The following is a 21768-nucleotide window of genomic DNA, read 5'->3' on the forward strand; positions in this document are numbered from 1 at the left end:
CGCTATCCGTCACGACGCAGGAGCCGCACCCATGGACGCCATCGCGACCACCCCGCCGCCGGTCAACGAACCCGTCGGCACCTTCGCTCCGGGCAGCCCCGAACGCCGTCGCCTGCAGACCGCGCTCGCTGAGCTGTCCGACTCCCCCACCGAGATCGCCCACGTGATCGGCGGTCGCCATCTGCCCGGCGACGGCCCCGCCTTCGACGTGGTGCAACCGCACCGCCACGCCGCCGTGCTCGGCACCCTGCGCGATGCGAGTACCGCCGAAACGGCAGCCGCGGTCGAGGCCGCCTGTGCCGCGGCGCCCACCTGGCAGGCGATGGCGTTCGACGATCGGGCCGCGATCTTTCTGCGCGCCGCCGACCTCCTTTCCGGACCGTGGCGGGAGAAGATCGCGGCCGCGACGATGCTCGGGCAGTCGAAGTCGGCCTATCAGGCCGAGATCGACGCACCGTGCGAGCTGATCGACTTCTGGCGGTTCAATGTCTCGTTCGCCCGCGAAATCCTTGCCGGACAGCCGATCTCGTCGCCGGGTGTGTGGAACCGGATGCAGTACCGCTCGCTGGAGGGGTTCGTCTACGCGGTGACCCCGTTCAACTTCACCGCGATCGCGGGCAACCTGCCCACCGCGCCCGCGCTGATGGGCAACACCGTGGTGTGGAAGCCGGCCAGGAGCCAGGCGGTGGCGGCCTACCTGACGATGCAACTGCTCGAAGCCGCGGGACTGCCGCCCGGGGTGATCAACCTGGTCAACGGGCCGGGACCGGTCATCTCCGATGTGGTGCTTGCCGATTCGCGGCTGGCGGGTGTGCACTTCACCGGGTCGACGGCCACTTTCCAGCACCTGTGGCGGGAGGTGGCGCAGCGCCTGGACGGGTACCGCACGTATCCGCGACTGGTCGGTGAGACCGGCGGCAAGGACTTCGTGCTGGCGCATCCGTCGGCCGATCCGGCGGTGCTCACCACCGCGCTGGTGCGCGGCGCGTTCGACTACCAGGGCCAGAAATGTTCGGCCGCCTCACGCGCGTTCATTCCGCGGTCGGTGTGGGCGACGATGTCGGACGACCTGATCGAACGAACCTCGAACCTGCGCTACGGCGATGTCACCGACTTCACCAATTTCGGTGGGGCACTGATCGATCGACGCGCCTTCGAACGCAATACCGCCGCGCTCGAGCGGGCCAAGGCGACGCCGGGCCTGACCGTGGTGGCGGGCGGACACAGCGATGACAGTGTGGGCTGGTTCGTCGATCCGACGATCGTGGTCGGTGACGATCCGGCCGATGAGATCTTCAGTACCGAGTACTTCGGCCCGATCCTGGCGGTGCACGTCTACGACGACAGCACCCCGACCGCCTTCGCCGACGCCATGGACCTCGTCGACAGCGGCAGCCCCTACGGCCTCACCGGCTCGATCATCGCCCAGGACCGCACCGCGATCGCCGAGGCAACCGACCGACTCACCTTCGCCGCGGGCAATTTCTACATCAACGACAAGCCCTCCGGTGCCGTCGTCGGCCAGCAGCCCTTCGGCGGCGCACGCGCGTCCGGGACCAACGACAAGGCCGGTTCGCCGCAGAACCTGCTGCGCTGGACGTCGGCGCGCACGATCAAGGAGACCTTCGTGCCGCCCACCGACCACCGCTACCCGCACCAGACACCGGAGGTGGACTGATGTCGGCGCTGCTGCGTTCGACCATGCTCGCCGCCGCGCGCTCACCGAGGCTGGAACGCACCATCACCAGGCTGCCGATCAGCCGGGCGGTGGTGGCCCGCTTCGTCGCGGGCACCACCACCGAACAAGCCGTGCGGGCCACCGAAACCCTGCTGCGCACAGGACGTTTCGTCAGCATCGACTATCTGGGTGAGGACACCACCGACCTGGCCGACGCCGAGGCAACCGTCGCGCAGTACCGAACTCTGATCGCCGCGCTCGGCACCCTCCCCCAGTCCGACGTGGCGACGGGAGCTGTTCGGCCACTGGAGGTTTCGGTGAAATTCTCCGCACTCGGGCAGGCACTGCCCAGCGACGGTCACGCGATCGCCCGCGAACACGCCCGCCAGATCTGCGCCGCCGCCGAGGCCGCGGGCGTGTGGGTCACCGTCGACGCCGAGGACCACACCACCACCGACTCGACACTGTCGATCGTGCGCGAGCTGCGCGCGGACTACCCATGGCTGGGCACCGTCTTGCAGGCCTACCTGCGCCGCACCGAGGACGACTGCCGCGCGATGGCGGGGCCGGGGTCGCGAATCAGGTTGTGCAAGGGCGCCTATGACGAACCCGAGTCGGTCGCTTACCGCGACAAGGCCGAGGTCGACGCGTCCTACATGCGCTGCCTCGGGATTCTCACCGCGGGCGCGGGCTATCCGATGATCGCCTCGCACGACCCGGCGGTGATCACCGCCGCCGGAGTGGGTGTGCAGGCGGCGCAGCGCAAGACCGAGGAGTACGAGTACCAGATGCTGTTCGGCATCCGCCCCGACGAACAGCAGCGACTCGCCGCCGCGGGCAACCATGTTCGCGTGTATGTCCCCTACGGTGACCAGTGGTACGGGTACTTCATGCGCAGACTGGCCGAAAGGCCCGCCAACCTGGGGTTCTTCCTGCGCGCGCTGATCGGAGGTCGCGGAAGATGACCGGCTGTTCCGGTACTCATTGCCGCTGAACATTATTCACACTCGATGCCCGCCTTCGCCGGTCGCGGTGTACTCGGGTGAGCCCACCGTGATGAGGCGGTGTACGCCGATGGAAGGAAACGCGAATGTCTTTCGCAGAGCTGCGCACCCAGATGTTGCGCCGCAAACCACTGACAGAGGTCGACGACGAGACTGCGGCCGACGAGGGGCTCGCCAAATCACTCGGGCTCTGGCAGCTCACCGCCATCGGCGTCGGCGGCATCATCGGCGCGGGCATCTTCACCCTGGCCGGCTCGGTCGCCCACTCGGTCACCGGTCCGGCGGTGCTGATCTCGTTCCTGATCGCCGGTGTGGCCAGTGCCGCGGCGGCCCTGTGTTACGCCGAATTCGCGGGCATGGTCCCGAAAGCCGGTTCGGCCTACACCTACGGTTACGTCTCGCTCGGTGAGCTCGCGGGCTGGTTCATCGGCTGGGATCTGCTGCTCGAGTACATCGCGGTGGCGGCGGTGGTCGCGATCGGCGTATCCGGCTACTTCGGGTTCCTGCTCGACCAGGTCGGCTTGACCCTGCCGGAATGGATGCTCGGTGCGCCAGATACCGGTGACGGCCGGGTGGTCGACCTGTTCGCGGTGCTGTTCTGTCTCGGCACCGCGTGGGTGCTCTCGCGCGGCATCGGCAGTGTGGGCCGGTTCGAGACCATCGCGGTCGGTATCAAGGTCGCGCTGGTCGTGCTCATCGTGGTGCTCGGCGTGTTCCACATCGACAGCTCCAATTACGACCCCTACTTCCCGTACGGCACCGGCGCGGTCTGGACGGGCGCGGCGACGGTGTTCTTCGCCGTATTCGGTTATGACGCGATGAGCACCGCCGCCGAGGAATCCATCGACGGACGCAAGCACCTGCCCAAGGCGATCATCTACTCCCTTGCCATCGCGATGGTGCTCTACGTGCTGTGCACGCTCGTGCTCACCGGTATGCAGAAGTACACCGAAATCAGCCCGACCAGCGGTTTCTCCACCGCGTTCGAGTCGGTCGGGATGCCGGGCGTCGCCAATATCATCGCGGTCGGCGCGATCGTCGGCATCATCACCGTGGTCCTCACCTTCATGCTGGGTGTCACCCGGGTGTGGTTCGCGATGAGCCGCGACGGGCTGCTGCCCATCTGGTTCGCCAAGACCCACCCCACCCGCAAGGTGCCGACCAGGGTCACCTGGATCGTCGGCTTCGGCGCGGCGATCCTGGCCGGCGTGCTCCCGATCAACACCGTCGCCGAGCTCACCAATATCGGCATCCTGATGGCCTTCATCGTGGTGTGCATCTCGGTGATCGTGTTGCGCCGCACCAGGCCCGACGCTCCGCGCTCGTTCAAGTTGCCGTTGATGCCGGTGATCCCGCTGATCGGCATCGGTTTCTCGGCCTACCTGATCTGGTCGCTGCCCTCGGAGACCTGGTGGCGATTCCTCGGCTGGCTGGCCGTCGGTCTGATCGTGTACTTCCTGTACTCGCGCAAGCACTCGGTGATGAACCGGCCGAAGCCGGAGCTGACCAAGTAGTCGAGAGTGGCGGGCGCGAATCAGTCGCGCCCGCCGCTACTCGCTCACCGCCGACCCCGGCACGAGCACCCGCTTGAGAACCTTGCCGGTCTCCCCACGCGGCAGCTCGCTCAGGAACATGACATCGCGCGGGACCGAGAATCGACTCAGACGGTTACGGACGTAGTTGCGCACCATGTCCGAATCCAGGCCTGCCCCTTCGCGTTTCACCACGAACGCGACCAGCCGCTGACCGAACTCCTTGTCCGGAACGCCGACCACGGCCACCTCGGCGACCTGCGGCAGATGTGCCAGTGCCTCCTCGACCGGGCGCGGGAAGACGTTCTCCCCACCGGAGATGATCATCTCGTCGTCGCGGCCCGCCACGAACAGCCGACCGCCCGCGTCGAGGTAGCCGAGGTCGCCGGTGTCGAGCATGCCGTCGGCCTCCTCCGGCGGCGCGGAGTTGACGTAACCGTCGAAGAGCATGTGGTTGGCGACGAAGATGTGCCCGGTGGAGCCGACCGGCACCGGACGCAGGTCGGGTCCGAGCACCGCGACCCGGGTGCCCAGCGGCGGGCGGCCCGCGGTCGTCGGCGAAACCCGCAGGTCGTCGGGGGTGGCGACGCTGGCCCACGACACCTCGGTCGAGCCGTACACGTTGTAGAGGATGTCACCGAAGCTGTCCAGGAATCGCAGCACGGTCGCCCCGGCCAGCGGCGCACCACAGCTGACCACGTAGCGCAGGCTCGACAGGTCGAGCCCCGCGCGGACCTCGTCGGGGATCTCGAGCAGGCGTTCCACCATCGTGGGAACCACGATCAAGGTGGTGATCCGGTGCTCGGCCACCGCGCGCAGACAATTCATCGCGTCGAAACCGTCGGTCAGCACCACCGTGGCCCGCAGGGCGGTGCTGAGCTGCAACCCGGCCAGACCCCAGGTGTGGAACAGCGGGGCGGGAATGAGCATGACCTCTTCGACGCGCAGCGGGATCCGCGAGAGCAGCGCGGCGATGGTGCCGAACCCCTTCGCGTGTGGGCGGCGCGCGCCCTTGGGCGAACCACTGGTGCCGGAGGTGAGCACGATCAGCCGGCCGGGATTCGACGGGATCGGAAAGTCCTTGTGCGCCTGGGCGATCAGGCCGTCGATCGTGATGCGTTCCGCGTCGGGCGGACAGTCGTCGGTGGTGTAGCGCGGCACGTCGCTGTGCAGGTAGCGGATCAGCGTTTCCAGCGCACCGTCGACGAAGACCGCGCTCAGCCGGTGGCGCTGCACGATCTCCTCGATCCGCCGACCCGACAACCCGGCATTGAGCAGGGCCACGTCGACGCCGAGTTTGCCTGCGGCGACCATGGTTTCGACCATGCCCGCGTGATTGCGTGCCAGCAGGCCGATGGCGTCACCCTTGCGCAGCCCGATCGAGTACATCGCGGCCGCCAGCATGGTGGACCGGGTGTCGATCTCGCCGAAGGTGTGTTGCCCACGCGCATCGATCAGCGCGAGCCGATCGGGTGCGTAAGCCGCGCCCGCCGCATAACCGCCCGCCAGGTTGAAGCCCCACCTCGACAGGGAGCGAAGCTGTTTCACGATCGACACCGGTTCGGGGCGCATCAGCCCCGTGGCCGCGATACTGCGCGCCACCCCCGCGTTGCGGCGCACCCTCGACCGTTCGGCATTGACCACCACCGAGGAACGGGTGCCCGCGATCGCGTCGGCGGTCCGGCGCAGCCCCGCCTTCACCCAGTCGGTGACCAGCGAGTTGGCGCCCTGTTCGAGCAGCGGATGAACGCGCGCGGCGGCGAAGAGGGTGATGTCGAGCCTGGTCCGCTGCTGGTCGCCGCGCAACCGGATCGCGGCGAAGCTGCCGAGCACCGGGCTGCGCAGTTCGAAACTCTCGTACCAGCGACCGATGACGAGGACGAACTCGTGGGTTCGAATGCCGCCGCTCGCCGAGCCGACCCGCACCTGCCAGTGAACCGCGCCGTCGGGGCGTTCGACCGGTTCGCAACTGCCGATCCCGGTGAACATTCTCGGGTAACTCTGGGGATCGAGTAGTACATCCCACAACGCTTGACGCGCGATGGTGAAATCCGCGCTGACATCGATGACGTCGGTGACCAAACTCCGTGCTCTACTTCCCGTCGGCCTGATCGACCCAGCTGGTCGGCGGGCAAAAATGGGCGGGACGGTCGTTACCACCCCGCGGGTCGCCACGCTACCCGGCAGCGACCTTCCGCCATCAAGAATCAGACAAATCCGGTGGCTGTGGACGGTTTCGGCCGGACTTTGGCCGGTCGGCCACACCGGCCGACATCGCAGATGTGAAACTCTCCAATTGCTTGCGCACCCCGTTGGGATGCCGAAGTATTGCTGGCAGTACCGAACCGATCTGCATGAGTCGCCGTGACCCACGGCGCGACGAGCGAAGAGGTGTGGACATGACAGCCAGTTGGCCGAGCTCTCGAGATCCTTTCGACGACATCTTCCAGCGGTTTTTCGGCTCCGGAATGTCGTCGAAGCCGCCGGTACAGCGCATCGATCTGGGCAAGCTGATGACCGACAACGCGAAGTTGCTGGTCGGTACCGCCCGTGAGGCGGCCCAGGAGTGGGGCAACCCCGAAATCACTCCCGAGCACCTGCTCTACGCGGCCACCGAGGCCGAGCCAGGGCGCAGCATCGTGGCCGAACTGAGCCTGGATCCCGACCAGGTCGCCGAGCAGATGGAGGACTACCTCGACACCGGCGAGCCCAGCGAGGACGACCTCGCCGACATCACCCTCAGCCCCGCCACCAAGCTCGCACTGCGCGCGGCGCAACGCCAGGCCGCCCAGTCGGGTAGCAGCTACATCGGCCCCGAGCACATCCTGCTCGGCATCGCCTCCTTGCCGGACAGCGTGGCAGCGCAGGCGCTGGTCGCCGGGATCGCGGCCACCCAGAGCGGCGGCGTGCCCGCACCCGGTACCCCGATGGCGACCGCGCCGTCGAAGCGTCAGCAGCCCGAATCCGACACACCCACCCTCGACGAATATGGTCGCGACCTCACCGCCGAAGCCCGCGAGGGTCTGATCGACCCGGTCGTCGGGCGCGCGGAGGAAATCGAGCAGACCATCGAGATCCTGTCGCGGCGGCGCAAGAACAACCCGGTGCTGATCGGTGATCCGGGTGTCGGTAAGACCGCGATCGTGGAGGGGCTGGCCCAGCGCATCGTCAACGGGGACGTGCCGGTCACCCTCGCCGACCGCAAGGTGATCGCGCTCGATGTCGGTTCGCTGGTGGCAGGCAGTAAGTACCGTGGTGAATTCGAGGAGCGGCTGACCAAGATCCTCGACGAGGTCCGCGCGCACAAGGACGAACTGATCATCTTCATCGACGAACTGCACACCATCGTCGGCGCGGGTGGCGGCGGCGAGGGCTCGATGGACGCGGGCAACCTACTCAAGCCCGCCCTCGCCCGCGGTGACCTGCACGTCGTCGGCGCGACCACCATCGATGAGTACCGCAAGTACATCGAGAAGGACGCCGCGCTGGAACGCCGGTTCCAGCCGGTGATGGTCTCGGAGCCCTCGGTCGAGGACACCATCGAGATCCTGCGCGGGCTGGCCGATGTGTACGAGGAACACCACCAGGTGCGCTACTCCGACCAATCGCTGGTCGCGGCCGCGCAGCTCTCGGATCGCTACATCACCGACCGATTCATGCCCGACAAGGCGATCGACCTGATCGACCAGGCGGGTGCGCGCGTGCGGCTGCGGTCGGGCACCCCCGACCCGGAGGTGAAAGCCAAGGACGAGGCGATCGCGCGGCTGTACCGGGAGAAGGACGCCGCAGTCGACAACGAGGACTACGAGAAGGCCAAGGCGATCAAGGCCGATATCGCCGCCGCCGAGGCCGAGCTCGAAGAGTCCGGCGCGACCGCCTCGGAGCCGGTCGTCGACGTGGTCGACATCGCCGAGGTGATCTCCAAGCGCACCGGCATTCCGGTGGCCGACCTGACCGCCGAGGAGAAGCACAAGCTGCTCCAGCTCGAGGATGTCCTGCACAAGCGGGTGATCGGGCAGAACGAGGCGATCGTGGCGATCGCCGAAGCGGTGCGCCGGGCGCGCGCCGGACTCAAGGATCCCAACCGGCCGATCGGGTCGTTCCTGTTCCTCGGACCCACCGGTGTCGGCAAGACCGAACTGGCGAAAGCGTTGGCGGAGGCCGTCTTCGGTGACGAGGACCGGCTGATCCGGTTCGACATGAGCGAGTTCCAGGAGAAGCACACGGTCTCGCGGCTGGTCGGCGCACCGCCCGGATATGTCGGCTACGACGATGCCGCCCAGCTCACCGACAAGGTGCGGCGCCAGCCCTATTCGGTGATCCTGTTCGACGAGGTCGAGAAGGCCCACCCCGATGTATTCAATGTGCTGCTGCAGTTGCTCGACGACGGGCGGGTCACCGATTCCAAGGGCCGCACAGTCGATTTCAAGAACACGATCGTGATCATGACGTCCAATATCGGTTCCCACATCATTCTCGAGGCACCCCCCGGCGACCTCGATTCGATCGTGCCGCAGCTGGAAGAACTACTGCGCCAACACTTCCGGCCCGAGTTCCTCAACCGGATCGATGAGCAGATCGTGTTCCACCGCCTCGACAAGGCGGAGCTGGAGCAGATCGTCGAGCTGATCCTGGACCGGACCCGACGCATGCTCGCCGCGCAGGACGTCGAGCTCGACATCACGCAATCCGCGGTGGATTGGTTGAGCGAGCGCGGTTTTCAGCCCGAGTTCGGTGCGCGCCCGCTGCGTCGCACGGTCCAGCGCGAGCTCGACAACCGGATCTCGCGGTTGCTGCTCGACGGCGGGTTGGAGCCGGGCGGCACGGTGAAGGTCGATACCGCAGGCGACGATCTGGTCGTCACCGCGGCGAACTCGGCGGGCAAGCCCGAGACCAACGGGTCCGAACCCGCGCCTACGCCGAAGAAGGCGGCGAAGAAGCCCGCCAAGAAGGCCGCGGGTAAGAAGGGTGACGACAAGAAACTCGCGTCGAAGTAACCGATCGAACGACTGTGGCCCCGGTTCGCGAGAACCGGGGCCACAGTTGTCGCTCAGGATCAGCCCCCGGTGACGATGCAGGCATACCCGAACAGGAAGCCCCTGCCGACCGAGACGGTCACGCTGTTGGCGATGCCGTCCTGGACGGCGGTCATCGTGTGCGCCCCGGCATAGGACGGCACCCAGTTGAACATGGCCATACCGTCGGTCGGGGCGACCACGGCCAGCAGCGCGCCGTTGTCATAGAACGCGACAGGATCGATGCCGACGCTGAGCCGGGCCAGCAACTGATGCGAGCACCCGGTGCCGTAGTTCGTCGACGAGCCGACGCTGATATTGGGCTTGACCGTCAACTGTGAGACACCGGCCGAGGCGGTGGGGGCGCCGACCGTCGTGGCCAGCATTGCCGCCCCGATCGCCGCGACGGCTAGGGCTGTCTTCCTATCACTCATATTCTTCTCACGTCCTTGTGATGCGGGGCCGGCCGAACGCGAGGCCGGCGAGTCGATCCCCATCCTCACCCCATCCGGGGACCGATTGTGGGAGAACACACAAACCGTTTCCCACTCGTCGGCCTCGTCGTGCGCTATATCCGCGACCAGAGCGCGGGTGTGTTCGGCGGCGTCCAGTTCGGGTCGTGGACGGTGTGTGCCTGCCTGCAGCTGTAGGTGGCGCCCTGGTAGGTGACCTTGTCACCGATCGCGTAGGTGGCGCCTTGGCGCCAGGCCGACCCGGCGGGCGCGGCCGTGGTGGTCGGGTGCTCGTGGCCCGGAGTGGTGGTCGCGGGCGGTTTCGTCGTGGTGGCAGGCGGTGGCGTGGTGGTGGCCGGGGGTTTCGTGGTTGTCGCGGGTGGCGTGGTGGTGGCCGGAGCGCTGGTGGCCGACTGGGACGTGGTGGGCTTGGGGGTGGTCGTGGTCGGCGGGGTGCCGCCGCCACCGATCTCGAGATCCACGCAACTGTAGAAGGCCGCCGCGGTATCGCCGATATTCCAGACCGCACGCAATTTCTGACGGCCGGAATATTTCGACAAATCGACGGTGTGCGTCACTTCCATTGCGGGCTGTGCGTTCGCGCCGTCGAATACGGCAACTCGCGTATTACCGATGAAGTATTCCCAATTCAGTGTGCGATGGTTCGCGGTATTCTTCCACGTGAAAGTCGCACTGCCGGAGACTTTCTGCGGAACCCAGCCGAGGCTGTCGTCATCGAGCTCGGGATATTTGTTCGCACTGCAGTTGGTGAGCCCCTTCGGGCCCTCGACACTCTGCGGTTCGTATTTCACCGCACCGCAGGGAACGAGGCCGCGGGCGCATTGTTCCTGCCTGCTCGCAGGTCCGGTCACCCAGCCGTGGGCATTGGCAGTCGCGGCGGGCACCAGTGCGGTGACCATGGGCGCCAACGCCATTGCGCCAGCGAAGAACAGAATTCGACTTCTCACTATCAATACTCCTTGGAAACGCACGCGGAGGACGGCAGGGGCCGGCTTGCCGTCCGGGGAAACATTTCGAGCGATGACACTGAACACTTCGATATCGAACTGTGATGACGAACATTAGGGCGGCGAAGATCAACAGTCAACCGCTGTAGTAGCGAAAAATACTGCTACCGGCCGGTATTCGCAGGCGGTTTCACAATTGTGCGAATTCGGCGAACAACCACGTACCGGACCAACCGGTTTCAATACGGAGCAAACGACTGGTTAAACCGCCAGCTGACGCGGGTGCGTGGATTTGCCCGGTGTTTGCGATAGCTGTCCATGTCGACAACAAGACTCCTTACCGGCAGCTCTGGGAGGCTTGTGAAGCGGGCGCGGCGAACTTTGCGCGACTCCTCCAAAATCGGCCGGCGGCCGGCGGTGGAGTCAGCCGAGGAAGGCCAGGATTCCGGCGGTGATGAGCTCGGCGTAGCGGGCCCGACCCGCCGGGGTCTCGATGAGCTCCGCGTCGGTCGCCGAGCGCATGTTCCCGCATTCGACCAGGGCGCTCGGCCGCTCGGCCAGGTTCAGCCCCGCCAGATCCGCCCGCGGATCCAGCCCCGCCGACCCCACATAGGTCGACGGCACCGCGCCACCGGAGACCATCGCATCGCGCAGCGCGATCGCCAGCCGCGTCCCCTCCTCGGCCTGCACCGGGTTCAGCGGAGGTTCGGAATAGGCGATGTGGAATCCGTGCGCGCCCGCACCGGTATTGCCGTCGGCGTGGATCGAGACCACAGCGTCGGCACCCGACTGATTCGCGATCGCGGCACGCTCGTCGACACACGGCCCGACACCGCTGTCATCGGCACGGGTGAGGATCACCCGCACCCCTTGTGCGGCGAGCAAATCGCGCACCCGCTGGGTGACGTCCCAGGTGAACTCGTGCTCGGCATACCCACTCGCCGCCGAGGTACCGGTGGTGTTGCACGCCTTGGTCCCACCACGCCCGTCGGGCACCTTCGCGTTGATCTGCGCGGGATGGTCGCCATTGCCCCCGTTGTGACCGGGATCGAGAACAACGGTCCGGAAAACGACAGGCGAAGTGGGCACGGCACTCTCCGAGGAAACGGCCGTCACGCTCGACGTCGTCGGGTGCGCATCCGTGGTGGTGGAGGCGCAGCCGGCGAACAACGCTGTCGTCGCGAGCAGGCAGGCGGTCAGAAACAGGCTGGGTCGCACCCCGTCACCGTGCCACACCCTCGCAACGGCGGCCGACTCAGCCGCGGTGGTGTCGGCTCTCGTAGGCGATGCGCTCGGCGTCGGCCCGGCGGCGGGCGGGCTCGTCGGCCAATTCGGGATCGAGGCCGTGGCTGGCCAGGCGGTGCCGTCGGTACACGTAGACCAATGCCACGGTGAAGTAGACCAGGGGCAGGTACAGCAGTGCCATCATCGACAGCCCGATCCACAGCGGGCCCGGTACCAGCAGGAACAGGCACAGCACCGGGAGTACGGGTAGCAGGAAGCGCATGAGATAGCGGCGGGTCGCGCCGGGGCCGGTGAGGTCGGCCAGTACCCAGTCCGTCATCGAGGGCGGCAGGGTGCCGCCGGTGACGTAGCGAACGCGCTGCCAGAGGTTCGGGGTCGGGTTGCTCATCACTGCCTCACCTCGGATGCGCGCCGGGCGGCCGCGTTCACCCGGCCGAGGGCGTCGCGGAGTTGTTCCAGATCGGCCAGGCTCACGCCGAGGCGTGCCACGACGGCGGGCGGGATCCGCTCGGCCTGTTCGCGTAGGTCTCGGCCCGCCTCGGTGAGGTCGATGTGCAGTGTGCGCTCGTCGTGCGGATCGCGGCGGCGGGTGAGCAGGCCCGCGGATTCGAGCCGCTTGAGCAGCGGTGAGAGCGTCGCGGAGTCGAGCTGGATCGCCTCCGCGAGTGCCTTCACCGACATCGGCGTCTCACCCCACAGGGCCAGCATCACCAGATACTGCGGGTGGGTCAGGCCGAGCGGTTCGAGCAGCGGCCGGTAGACCGCCAGCACCGATCGATTGGCCACCGCCAGGGCGAAGCACACCTGCCGGTCCAGCCGCAACGGGTCGTCCAGCTCCTGCATTGTCCACCACCTTCCTTTGCTCACACACTATTACGCCACTAATAGTTAGTGCAATAACTATTAGTGGCGTCTCAGAGAGGATCAAGGCATCGGCAGCGGCGGTGTCTTCGGGAACGTCACAGGCAGCGCCGCCAGCGACCGGTGGAACGGGCCCGGCCGCCACACCAGCTCCTCGACGGGCACGGCCAGGGTCAGTTCCGGGAGGGCATCGAGCAATTGGTCGATGGCGTCCTGGACGATCAGGTAGGCCACCGGTTTGGCGGGGCAGCCGTGGGGACCCGCGCTCCACGCCAGGTGGGCCCGGTTGTCGACCACGTCGCGCCCGGCGATGGCCGGGTCGTTGTTGCAGGCCGACATGCTGATGACAACCGGTTCGTGCGCGGGCAGCCAGGTGTCCTCGACCAGGATCGGCTGACGCGGGTAGGTCATGCAGAAATTGGCCAGCGGCGGGTCGGTGAACAGCACCTCGTCGAGCGCGTCGCGGGTGGACAGACTGCCGCCGAGCACATCTCCGGCGAATCGATCATCGGTGAGCATCAGCCGCAACGTGTTGACCACCAGGTTCAGCATGGGCTCGATGCCCGCGCCGTAGAGCACCAGCAGCTGGTGCACCATTTCCTCGTCGGACAGGGCCGCGGGATGGTGGAGCAGGCGGGTGGCGACATCGTCACCGGGCTCGCGCTGGCGCAGGCCGACCAGATCCGCCAGCGCGGAGGCGAGCAGATTGTTGCCCGCTTCGGCGTCGTCGCCCTCGAAGATCTGTGCCATCCCGGTGGCGACCTGCTGCCCGATCTCGGGCGTGCAGCCGAGCATCGAGTTCAGCGCCTGGAACACCAACGGAAAAGCGTACTGGCTCAACAGGTCTGCTGATCCGTTCGCGCAGAAGCTGTTGATCAGCGGGATGGCGAACTGTTCGACGGTGCTGTGCATCGCGTACAGATCGACCCCGGCGATCCCGGCGACGTTGGCCTGCCGGTACCGGGTGTGCTCAGCGCCGGTGGTGCGCAGCGCGGCCGGTCGGAACTGCAGCATCGGCAGGACCGGGCAGTCCTGCGGGATGTCGCGTTCCCACATGCGCGGGTCGGCCGGGAAGTGTTCGGGATCGTTGAGGATGCGTACGGCGGTGCGATAGCCGATCACCAGCGTGGCCGGGATGCCTGGCGAGAGTTCCACCGGCACCACCGAACCGAACCGGCTGCGCATCCGCTGGTAGGCGGCTTGCGGGTCGGCGGCGAATTCGGGCGCCCACATCGCCACCCGTTCGTCGGCGGCGATATCGACCGTCATGACGCTGTTGCTTCCTGTCTGCGAAAGAGGTACTCCGCCAACGTGATCAGTGCGCGCAGGCCCTGATCTCGACGTCGTGCGTCGAGTGCGATCACCGGCGTCTCGGGGGCGAGGTCGAGTGCCTCGCGCACCTCCTCGAGCGGATAGCGCCGGAATCCTTCGAATTCGTTCACCGCCACCGCATACGGCACGCCACGCTGTTCCAGCGCCGAGAGCACGTCGTCGGCCTTCTCGATGCGCCGGGTGTCGACGAGCACCAGCGCGCCCAGCGCCCCGCGCGCGAGCTCCTCCCACAGCGGGGCGAACCGCTCCTGTCCCGGCGTGCCGAAAAGATACAGCGCCAGTTGGGGATTCAGGGTGAGACGGCCGAAATCCAGTGCGACAGTGGTCGATACCTTGGTACCCAAGCCCGCCATGTCGTCGACGCCGATGCTGGCCTCGGTGATCGTCTCCTCGGTCCGCAGCGGCCTGATCTCGGACACCCCGCACACGAAGGTGGTCTTGCCGACGCCGAAATTGCCTGCGACCAGGATCTTCACCGACCGGGTCACGGTTTCCGCGACGTAGTCGACCTCATCCTGCAAGGGCGCGGAGGCCATGCAGCACCTCCTTGATCAGTGCGAGTTCGGGCTTCACCTGTGCCGGGGTGGGGCAGTGCAGGTGACCGCTGTCGAGCAGATCGGAGACGATGATCTTCACGACGGAAGCGGGTAGATCGAGATAGGCCGACAGTTCGGCGATCGACAATGCGCCGCGGCGGCTGGTCAGTGCCAGCAGGCGACGCTCGTCGGGGCGGTGATCGGGGCGCGCGTCCTCGACGGCACGGACCAGGGTCACCAGGTCCAGGTCATGCGCGGCGCGCACCCGGCCGCCGGTGCGCACATAGGAGCGCACCAGGTCGGGATCGCGTCTGCCGCGGCTCAATTCCTCCCGCCTAGGCGGGGCGCGCTGCCGATCTCGTGACCGACGCGCGAGGCGAGTTCGTTCATCCGATGCGCCACCAGCGCGACGTCGACATCGGCGGTGGTGGCGACCCCGAGCAGGGCGCCCGCGCCCGCGGCGGTGATCATGATCATGCCCTCGTCGTACTCGGTCATGTTCTGGCGCACCGTATTCGCCGGACCGCCGCAGAACTCGCCGAGCGCCTTGCCGAGCGAGCGCAGTCCGGACGCGGCGGCGGCGAATCGTTCGGCGTCGTCTTTGGTCACGCCACGGGAGTGGGCGATGCGCAGTCCGTCATCGGACAGCAACACCGCGAAGCGGACGCCGGGGATCTCGAGATCCTCGAGCAGCCACGCCAATCGATTGGTGCTATCGGCTACCGGTGTGCTCATCGGCTTTCCCTTCCGTGGTTCGCTCGGCCGCAGCACGTCCGCTGCGGGATCCGCTGCGCCAGGCAGCGGCGAGGTCGGGCCGCGCGGGCGCCGACTCGGTCGATACCCCCGCCGAATCCGGGGCAACAGGTCGGCGGCGGCGCTTGGGCAGCCCACCGCTGGTGATCTCGTGCACGTCGGCGCCGGGCGACTCGATCTCGGCCACCGGCACCGGAATGTGCGCGGGCGCGGCAAGTTCGGGCTCGGGCAGCCGCGGTGCGTCTCCGCTCACCAGCAGCGCCGACGGCACGTACACCATGGCGCGCATGCCGCCGAAGATATTGGGCCCGTCGACGTGCACGGAGAATCCGTAGCGCCGAGCCAGCGCCGCGATGCCGGGGAAGCCGACCTTCGGTGCGGGGCCGAGGTCGTGGATGTCGACGGCGCGTTCACCGCTGAGCACCAGGCGCGCGTCCTCCAACTGTTCGGGACTCATCCGCATGCCCGCGTCGTCGATGATGACGGTGACGCCGTGATGGCCTTCCTGGAAACCGATCTCGACGAACGACGACGGCGGCGAGTAGCGCAGCGCGTTGTCGAGCAGCGTCGCCATCGTGTGCACCAGGGGTTCGACGGCGCGGCTGATCACGATCCGATCGGACTGGGCCGCGCGCACGCGCAGGAATTCCCGCACCCGCCCGGTGGCGCCGCCCGCCACGTCGGTCAGCGACTGCTGCGGCCAGCGGCGTCCGGGCAGACCACCGGAGACGATCACATAGGACTGTGCCTGCCGGATCATCTGCTGCACGGTGTGGTCGATCCGGGTGAGTGTTTCGTAGATCGCGTCGTCACGGTGTTCGCGCAGGGCGGCGCTGACGACCTGGCCGAGGTCGGTACCCAGGCTCACCACGGAGGTACCGAAGGAACGCACCGCGGCGCTGGTGGCCGCCCGCGACGAGGCCGCGAGCTCCGCCCTGGTCTGCTCGTGTGCGGCCGCGACCTCGCTCGCCCGGCGCTGCTCGCCGTAGCGTTCGACCATCGCCCTGGTTTCCTCGGTGACCACGCGCAGATCCTCGGCATGCCCCGTGGCGATCCACTGCAGTGCCTGGCCGAACTGCGAATCACCCAGTTCCACCGGCACATCCACGGCGATCGAGGGGATCTCGTGGCGGCGCACGGCGGCGGTGATCGCGGGCAGTGTGGTCTGGGCCAGCTGCAGCAACGCGTTCTCGCAAGCGAGGCGTTCGCGGATGGCGGCATCGGCCCGCTGCCGCTGTCGGCGCTCGTTGCGCATGGCCAACACACTGACCGCGATCGCGAGCAGTAACAGCGGCGCACCGATGACGAGCAACAGCACCGCGATTCCTGAGTTCATCAGATCTTTCGTAGTCCTCGACCACACGACCTCGCCGGTGGCCCTCGCCGGCCTGCCCGCCGAGGCATTCGCCGTCCACCGAAAGAATGGATTCGGATATCCGATTCACACGCCCCGGTTCCAGCGACCCGCACACACTAACAGCACGAAGTCGGATCGCGACGTGGATCGTGCTGTCCGACACCAGGATTGCGCTGTGAAACGCTCCAGACTACTGGACGGTTGATATAGTATGGCTCACCATGCCCTGATCCGATCCGTACGGAACCGCGGGTACCGGATATTATCCCGACGTGGCGAAACTGAAGCTCTCCGTCGATGTCCCTGTCCCGCCGGACCAGGCCTGGGCGCACGCGTCCGATCTCCCGCACCTCGGCGATTGGCTGACCATTCACGAGGCGTGGCGCGGCACGCTGCCCGAGGAGTTGACGTCGGGCACCGTGCTCGTCGGCATCGCCTCGGTGAAGGGTTTCCGCAACAAGGTCACCTGGACCGTGCGCACCGCCGAGCCGCCCCGCAAGCTCGCCCTCACCGGCAAGGGCATCGGCGGAACCAAGTTCGGCCTCGGCCTGCTCGTCGAGCCGAGCGGCACCGGATCCAAGGTGACCCTCGACATCGACCTGGGCGGCGCACCGCTGTTCGGTCCGATCGGGTCGACCGTCGCGAAGGCCTTGCGCGGCGATATCGAGCGCTCCCTGGAGACGTTCGTCAAACTCTACGGCTGATCTACCGCACGAAGAGCCCGGGCGCGTGGGTCTGCGCCCGGGCTTTCGTGATCAGGCCAACGCCACAGCTTCGGCGTCGATCGGCGCCTTCGGCTTGGTCCGCGGCAGGAAGAACGCGGGCAGCAAGGTCAGCGCGGCGAGGATCACCGCGACCCAGTAGGTATTACTGAACGCGCGCGCGGCCAATTCCAGCCCGTTGTCGATCATCGACTGCGGAACCCCGTCGGCGAGTTCGGGTCTGGACTGTGACGCCATCGCCAGCTGAGCCTCGGGATGGTCGTTGATCTGGGCGGCCAAGACCACCGACATCAGCGCGGTGCCGATCGAAGCCGCGGTCTGATTGATGATGTTCATGAGCGTCGAACCGCGCGCGACCTGACCGTGCGTGAGCGTCTGGATGGCGGCGGTCATCACCGGCATCATGGTGCAGCCCATGCCGAGACCCATCACGAACAGCGCGCCGCCGATCATCAGATACGACGTGTCGGCGTGCAACTGGGTGAACCCGGCCAACCCGATGGTGATGAACGTGACGCCGAACAGCACGATCTTGCCCGGCCCGATCTTGTCGACCAGGAAGCCCGCGACCGGCATCGTCAGCATCGCGCCGATGCCCTGCGGCGCCAGTAGCAAGCCGGTGTCGAACGCCGTTTCACCGCGCACCTGCTGCAGGTAGTTGGGCAGCAGGAAGCCCGCGCCGAAGAAGGCGATGGCGAACAGCGACATGGTCAGCACCGCGTAACGCAGCGACGAGTTCGCGAACAGGCGAAGGTCGATCAGCGGGTGCTCGGTGCGCAGCGCGTGGAACACGAACAGCACCAACAGGACCGCGCCGACGATCGCGGGAATCAGCACGCGCGCGGCGAGCACGGTGCCCTTCTCCGGAATGGAGGAGACGCCGAACAGGAACAGCGCCAGGCCCGGCGAGGCGAGCAGCATGCCGACGAAGTCGAACGCTTCCGACGGTTTGGGCTTGTCGGAGGGGAACACGACGAACGCGAGCACGAGGGCGAGCAGGCCAAGTGGCAGGTTGATCAGGAAGATCCAGTGCCAGCTGAACGAGTCGATGAGCCAGCCGCCCAGGATCGGACCGCAGATGGGTCCGAGCAGCATCGGCACGCCGAGCACCGCCATCACCCGGCCGATCCGCTGCGGGCCCGCGGCGTGGGTCATGATCGTCATACCGAGCGGCATCAGCATGCCGCCGCCGATCCCCTGCAGCACGCGGAACGCGATCAGCGATTCGATACTCCACGCCATCGAACACAGCACCGAGCCGAGGATGAAGAAGCTCAGCGCGGCGATGTAGAGGCGTTTGGTGCCGAAGCGGTCGGCGGCCCAGCCGGTCATCGGAATCACCGAGGCCAGCGCCAGGGTGTAGCCGGTCATGGTCCAGGCGACCACCTCGACGGTGGCCTGGAAGTCCTGCATGAACGTCGGGATCGCCACGGTGACCACGGTGATGTCGAGAATCGACATGACCGCGCCGAGGACGACCACGCCCGCCACCTTGAGTACGGCGGCGTCGAGCTTGTCAGTGGTGGGATCGGGCCCGGCGGCGCCGATATCCGGAGGTTTCGTCACCGCTTGAGCCAAACACTTTTCGGCTCGGTTGACCAGTGAAATCTACTGTTCGTGATTTTTCGGTGTCATACCCGCGTGCTCGCCGCAGCCTCGCTCGCCAGCAGTGCCGCCCTCGTCGCGACGGACGAGGCGGGCAGCAGGGGCAGTCGCACGGCCGGGCTTGCGATCTCGCCGCGCTCGGCGAGGACCGCCTTGATGACGGTGGGGTTCGGCTCGGCGAACAGGGCGGTGCCGAGCCTGTCGAGGCTGTTGCCGATGGCGCGGGCCCGGGTGATGTCGCCGGTGCGCCAGGCCTCGATGAGGTCGGCGTATTCGCGGGGTGCGATATTGGCCGCGGCCAGAATCGCACCGTGGCCGCCGAGGGCGAGCAGGGCGGAGGCGAATCGGTCGTCGCCACTGAGCACGGTCGCCTGAGTGTCGGCCGCCATCAATTCGACTGTGGCCGTACATATCCCGCCGACAGCGTGTTTGAAGCCGGCGATGTTCGGGGTGTTCGCGAGGCGGATCAGGGTGGAACCACTCAGCGGACAGGCCGTGCGGTACGGGACGTCGTAGACGATCAGCGGGGCCGGGCTGGCGGCCGCCAACTGCGTGAAGTGCGCGATCACGCCTTCCTCACTGGGTCGCACATAGTAGGGCACCACCGCGAGAATCGCCGCGACGGGATGTGGCAGGGAGGTGATCGCATCCACCGATTCCGCGGTGGCGTTGCCGCCCGCGCAGGCGATCAGCGGGGTGTTGCGCTCGGTGCTCACTCGCGCACAGATGTCGAGGACTCGCGCCCGCTCGATCGGGGTGAGCGCAGAGGGCTCGGCGGTGGTGCCGAGTGCGACCAAACCGGTGGCGCCCGCATCGAGGACGGCGTTGGCGTGGCGTTCCAGCGCGGCGGGGTCGAGTGCCCCGTCCGCGGTGAACGGGGTGATCAGGGGGACGAAGAGTCCGTGCAGCGATGTCATAGTTCCATCGTCGGCGTTGGCAACCATCAGGTCCAGTACACGTTCGTGATGTCGACCGTAAGCTGAACTGATGCTCGATGTCCGCAAACTTCGCCTGCTGCGTGAACTCGCCCATCGCGGCACCATCGCCGCCGTCGCCGAGGCGCTCAGCTATACGCCCTCGGCGGTGTCCCAACAGCTCACTGCGCTCGAACGCGAAGCGGGCGCCGCGCTGCTGGAACGCTCGGGTCGCCGCGTCGCGTTGACGCCCGCCGCCGAACTCCTGGTCGGCCACACCGAAACGATCCTCGCCGCCCTCGAACACGCCGATGCCGAATTGGCTTGCACCCGTGATGAACTGGCCGGAACCCTGCGCATCGGCACCTTCCCCACCGCCGCGCGCACCCTCCTCTCCCCCGCCCTGGTCACCTTGAGCACCGACCATCCGCGCCTGGAACTCACCGTCAGCGAGATCGACCCCGCCGACGTCCCCAACGCCCTGCGCGCGGGCATTCTCGACATCGCCCTCACCCACGACTACGACCTGGTCCCCGCCGACACCGACCTCTCGCTACAGACCGAACCCCTCCACACCGAAACCGTCTTCCTCGCGACCCGAGACCCCGTGTCCGCCACAGATTCCCTCCGAGCCCACCGCCAATCCCCCTGGATCGCAGGCACACCCGGCACCTTGTGCCACACCCTCACCCTCCGCGCCTGCCAGGCAACAGGTTTCACTCCCCACATCCGCCACCACGCCGACGACTTCGACACCGTCCTCACCCTGGTCGCCGCGGGAGCAGGCACCGCCATAGTCCCCGCCCTGGCTCTGTACGCGCCCCCTGAATCCATCACCCTCACCCCACTCTCCATCCGCCGCCACACCCACCTGGCCTACCGCAACGGCACCGGCCTACACCCCACCGTTCACGCCGCCCGCACCGCTCTACACGCCGCGGGCTAGATACCCGATTCCCTCGGCCGATGCGGCAATCGGGCGGGTCGGCAGGCACGCGGTATCGAACAATGGGCGAAGCCCTCAGGCGGTCTTGCCGCGCTGGCGGCTGCGGGTAGCCGACACGGGGTCGATGTCGGGCATGGACCATTGCGCGGACAGAGCAAGACTGGGTTCACGGCCGGAAGCCACATGGCGGTAGGCGATTTCGGCCGCCGCGTCGGGGTCGTTGGCGGCGATGGCGGCGTAGAGGGCTTCGTGTTCATCGCACTGGGTGCCCGGGTCGCGTTCCTTGGTCAGGTGGAACAGCCAGCGGACTCGGGATTCCAAGGGGCGCAACAGCGATTGCAACAGCGGGTTGCCGGAGACCTCGACGATGACGGCGTGGAATCCCGCGTTCGCGGCGGCGATCGCGGCTTGATCGCCACGGTCGGTGGCCCGGCGGGCCGCGGTCAATTGCGCGCGCAGGACGGCGAGGTCGGCCGGTTCGGCACGTTCGGCAGCCAGGCGCGCCGCTAGCACCTCGAGGCTCTCGCGCACATCGAACAGGTCGCGCACATCGGTCACCGTGAACGGTGCGACGATCGCACCCTGCCTCGGCACGATGACCACCAGGCCCTCGCGTTCGAGCATCTGCAGCGCTTCGCGCAGCGGGATCCGTGAGATGGCCAGTTCGGTGGCGAGGTCGCGTTCCACCAGCCGCTGACCAGGGCTCAGGCGCAGATCGATGATCCGGTCGCGCAACTCCTCGTAGGCCTGATCCCGCAGCGACTTCTTCGCCGGTTCCGCTGCCACCGCACCGTCCTTCCGCTCTCGCACGCCCACCACCGTAGCCCGTCGTCGGTAGGCGACCGTTT

20 protein-coding genes are annotated in these 21768 nt (G+C 67.3%); 6 read left to right on the top strand and 14 right to left on the bottom strand.

Annotation, left to right across the window (positions count from 1 at the left end):
- Positions 1–31 precede the first annotated feature (31 nt).
- From pruA to ACFWUP_RS01890, 3 genes are all read left to right on the top strand, one after another.
- The gene (pruA, locus tag ACFWUP_RS01880) at positions 32–1678 is read left to right on the top strand and encodes an L-glutamate gamma-semialdehyde dehydrogenase (RefSeq protein WP_379229774.1); all 1647 of its coding nucleotides are present in this window, start codon (positions 32–34) and stop codon (positions 1676–1678) included.
- The gene (locus ACFWUP_RS01885) at positions 1678–2643 is read left to right on the top strand and encodes a proline dehydrogenase family protein (RefSeq protein ID WP_379229775.1); all 966 of its coding nucleotides are present in this window, start codon (positions 1678–1680) and stop codon (positions 2641–2643) included. Before pruA ends, ACFWUP_RS01885 begins: the two co-directional genes overlap by 1 nt.
- Before the next feature lie 125 nt (positions 2644–2768).
- Positions 2769–4196, top strand: a complete 1428-nt coding sequence (locus ACFWUP_RS01890; protein WP_379229777.1) for an amino acid permease — start codon at positions 2769–2771, stop codon at positions 4194–4196.
- A 36-nt stretch (positions 4197–4232) separates the two neighbouring features.
- On the opposite strand, the gene ACFWUP_RS01895 is transcribed toward ACFWUP_RS01890, so the two are convergent.
- A complete protein-coding gene (locus ACFWUP_RS01895; protein WP_379229779.1) occupies positions 4233–6296 on the bottom strand; it encodes an AMP-binding protein in 2064 nt (687 codons plus the stop codon).
- 317 nt (positions 6297–6613) lie between these two features.
- Here ACFWUP_RS01895 and ACFWUP_RS01900 point away from each other — a divergent pair, with 317 nt between their 5' ends.
- Positions 6614–9211 carry an ATP-dependent Clp protease ATP-binding subunit gene (locus ACFWUP_RS01900; protein ID WP_379229781.1) on the top strand — a complete coding sequence of 866 codons (2598 nt, stop codon included), beginning with the start codon at positions 6614–6616 and terminating at the stop codon, positions 9209–9211.
- 59 nt (positions 9212–9270) lie between these two features.
- Here the strand turns inward: ACFWUP_RS01900 and ACFWUP_RS01905 are convergent, their stop codons facing one another.
- From ACFWUP_RS01905 to ACFWUP_RS01950, 10 genes are all read right to left on the bottom strand, one after another.
- The gene (locus tag ACFWUP_RS01905) at positions 9271–9663 is read right to left on the bottom strand and encodes a hypothetical protein (protein WP_379229782.1); all 393 of its coding nucleotides are present in this window, start codon (positions 9661–9663) and stop codon (positions 9271–9273) included.
- Positions 9664–9797: 134 nt separating this feature from the next.
- Complete coding sequence (locus ACFWUP_RS01910) at positions 9798–10649, bottom strand: carbohydrate-binding protein (protein WP_379229784.1); 852 nt, start codon at positions 10647–10649, stop codon at positions 9798–9800.
- Between the two features lie 423 nt (positions 10650–11072).
- Positions 11073–11867, bottom strand: coding sequence for an N-acetylmuramoyl-L-alanine amidase (locus ACFWUP_RS01915; RefSeq protein ID WP_379229786.1), 795 nt, complete (start codon positions 11865–11867; stop codon positions 11073–11075).
- Between the two features lie 37 nt (positions 11868–11904).
- Positions 11905–12282, bottom strand: a complete 378-nt coding sequence (locus tag ACFWUP_RS01920) for a DUF5313 family protein (protein ID WP_379229787.1) — start codon at positions 12280–12282, stop codon at positions 11905–11907.
- Positions 12282–12737, bottom strand: coding sequence for a MarR family winged helix-turn-helix transcriptional regulator (locus ACFWUP_RS01925; RefSeq protein ID WP_379229789.1), 456 nt, complete (start codon positions 12735–12737; stop codon positions 12282–12284). Before ACFWUP_RS01925 ends, ACFWUP_RS01920 begins: the two co-directional genes overlap by 1 nt.
- Positions 12738–12818: 81 nt before the next feature.
- The gene (locus ACFWUP_RS01930) at positions 12819–14024 is read right to left on the bottom strand and encodes a cytochrome P450 (RefSeq protein WP_379229791.1); all 1206 of its coding nucleotides are present in this window, start codon (positions 14022–14024) and stop codon (positions 12819–12821) included.
- Positions 14021–14623, bottom strand: coding sequence for an ATP/GTP-binding protein (locus ACFWUP_RS01935; protein ID WP_379229792.1), 603 nt, complete (start codon positions 14621–14623; stop codon positions 14021–14023). The genes ACFWUP_RS01930 and ACFWUP_RS01935 overlap by 4 nt, the downstream gene beginning before the upstream one ends.
- On the bottom strand, positions 14598–14948 hold the full coding sequence (locus tag ACFWUP_RS01940; protein ID WP_379229794.1) for a DUF742 domain-containing protein: 351 nt from the start codon (positions 14946–14948) through the stop codon (positions 14598–14600). The genes ACFWUP_RS01935 and ACFWUP_RS01940 overlap by 26 nt, the downstream gene beginning before the upstream one ends.
- Positions 14945–15358, bottom strand: coding sequence for a roadblock/LC7 domain-containing protein (locus tag ACFWUP_RS01945; protein ID WP_379229796.1), 414 nt, complete (start codon positions 15356–15358; stop codon positions 14945–14947). The genes ACFWUP_RS01940 and ACFWUP_RS01945 overlap by 4 nt, the downstream gene beginning before the upstream one ends.
- On the bottom strand, positions 15336–16712 hold the full coding sequence (locus tag ACFWUP_RS01950; protein WP_379229798.1) for a sensor histidine kinase: 1377 nt from the start codon (positions 16710–16712) through the stop codon (positions 15336–15338). Before ACFWUP_RS01950 ends, ACFWUP_RS01945 begins: the two co-directional genes overlap by 23 nt.
- A gap of 293 nt (positions 16713–17005) precedes the next feature.
- On the opposite strand from ACFWUP_RS01950, the gene ACFWUP_RS01955 reads away from it, so the two are divergent.
- Complete coding sequence (locus tag ACFWUP_RS01955; RefSeq protein ID WP_379229800.1) at positions 17006–17437, top strand: SRPBCC family protein; 432 nt, start codon at positions 17006–17008, stop codon at positions 17435–17437.
- 51 nt (positions 17438–17488) lie between these two features.
- Here ACFWUP_RS01955 and ACFWUP_RS01960 read toward each other — a convergent pair whose 3' ends face one another.
- A complete protein-coding gene (locus ACFWUP_RS01960) occupies positions 17489–19021 on the bottom strand; it encodes a DHA2 family efflux MFS transporter permease subunit (RefSeq protein WP_379229802.1) in 1533 nt (510 codons plus the stop codon).
- Between the two features lie 65 nt (positions 19022–19086).
- A complete protein-coding gene (gene dapA, locus ACFWUP_RS01965) occupies positions 19087–19977 on the bottom strand; it encodes a 4-hydroxy-tetrahydrodipicolinate synthase (protein ID WP_379229804.1) in 891 nt (296 codons plus the stop codon).
- Between the two features lie 70 nt (positions 19978–20047).
- Here dapA and ACFWUP_RS01970 point away from each other — a divergent pair, with 70 nt between their 5' ends.
- Positions 20048–20920 (top strand): LysR family transcriptional regulator, encoded by an 873-nt coding sequence (locus ACFWUP_RS01970; protein WP_379229806.1) that lies wholly within the window; start codon positions 20048–20050, stop codon positions 20918–20920.
- A 75-nt stretch (positions 20921–20995) separates the two neighbouring features.
- On the opposite strand, the gene ACFWUP_RS01975 is transcribed toward ACFWUP_RS01970, so the two are convergent.
- Positions 20996–21730, bottom strand: coding sequence for a GntR family transcriptional regulator (locus tag ACFWUP_RS01975; RefSeq protein WP_379229808.1), 735 nt, complete (start codon positions 21728–21730; stop codon positions 20996–20998).
- Positions 21731–21768: the final 38 nt, after the last annotated feature.

It is taken from the genome of Nocardia sp. NPDC058658 (genome assembly GCF_042716665.1).
Classification (GTDB): domain Bacteria; phylum Actinomycetota; class Actinomycetes; order Mycobacteriales; family Mycobacteriaceae; genus Nocardia.

Excerpts from the sequence above, each read along its gene's own strand:
- pruA (WP_379229774.1), top strand. The coding sequence starts at position 32 with ATGGACGCCATCGCGACCACCCCGCCGCCGGTCAACGAACCCGTCGGC.
- ACFWUP_RS01885 (WP_379229775.1), top strand. The coding sequence starts at position 1,678 with ATGTCGGCGCTGCTGCGTTCGACCATGCTCGCCGCCGCGCGCTCACCG.
- ACFWUP_RS01890 (WP_379229777.1), top strand. The coding sequence starts at position 2,769 with ATGTCTTTCGCAGAGCTGCGCACCCAGATGTTGCGCCGCAAACCACTG.
- ACFWUP_RS01900 (WP_379229781.1), top strand. The coding sequence starts at position 6,614 with ATGACAGCCAGTTGGCCGAGCTCTCGAGATCCTTTCGACGACATCTTC.
- ACFWUP_RS01905 (WP_379229782.1), bottom strand. The coding sequence starts at position 9,663 with ATGAGTGATAGGAAGACAGCCCTAGCCGTCGCGGCGATCGGGGCGGCA.
- ACFWUP_RS01920 (WP_379229787.1), bottom strand. The coding sequence starts at position 12,282 with ATGAGCAACCCGACCCCGAACCTCTGGCAGCGCGTTCGCTACGTCACC.
- ACFWUP_RS01925 (WP_379229789.1), bottom strand. The coding sequence starts at position 12,737 with ATGCAGGAGCTGGACGACCCGTTGCGGCTGGACCGGCAGGTGTGCTTC.
- ACFWUP_RS01930 (WP_379229791.1), bottom strand. The coding sequence starts at position 14,024 with ATGACGGTCGATATCGCCGCCGACGAACGGGTGGCGATGTGGGCGCCC.
- ACFWUP_RS01935 (WP_379229792.1), bottom strand. The coding sequence starts at position 14,623 with ATGGCCTCCGCGCCCTTGCAGGATGAGGTCGACTACGTCGCGGAAACC.
- ACFWUP_RS01945 (WP_379229796.1), bottom strand. The coding sequence starts at position 15,358 with ATGAGCACACCGGTAGCCGATAGCACCAATCGATTGGCGTGGCTGCTC.
- ACFWUP_RS01950 (WP_379229798.1), bottom strand. The coding sequence starts at position 16,712 with ATGAACTCAGGAATCGCGGTGCTGTTGCTCGTCATCGGTGCGCCGCTG.
- dapA (WP_379229804.1), bottom strand. The coding sequence starts at position 19,977 with ATGACATCGCTGCACGGACTCTTCGTCCCCCTGATCACCCCGTTCACC.
- ACFWUP_RS01970 (WP_379229806.1), top strand. The coding sequence starts at position 20,048 with ATGCTCGATGTCCGCAAACTTCGCCTGCTGCGTGAACTCGCCCATCGC.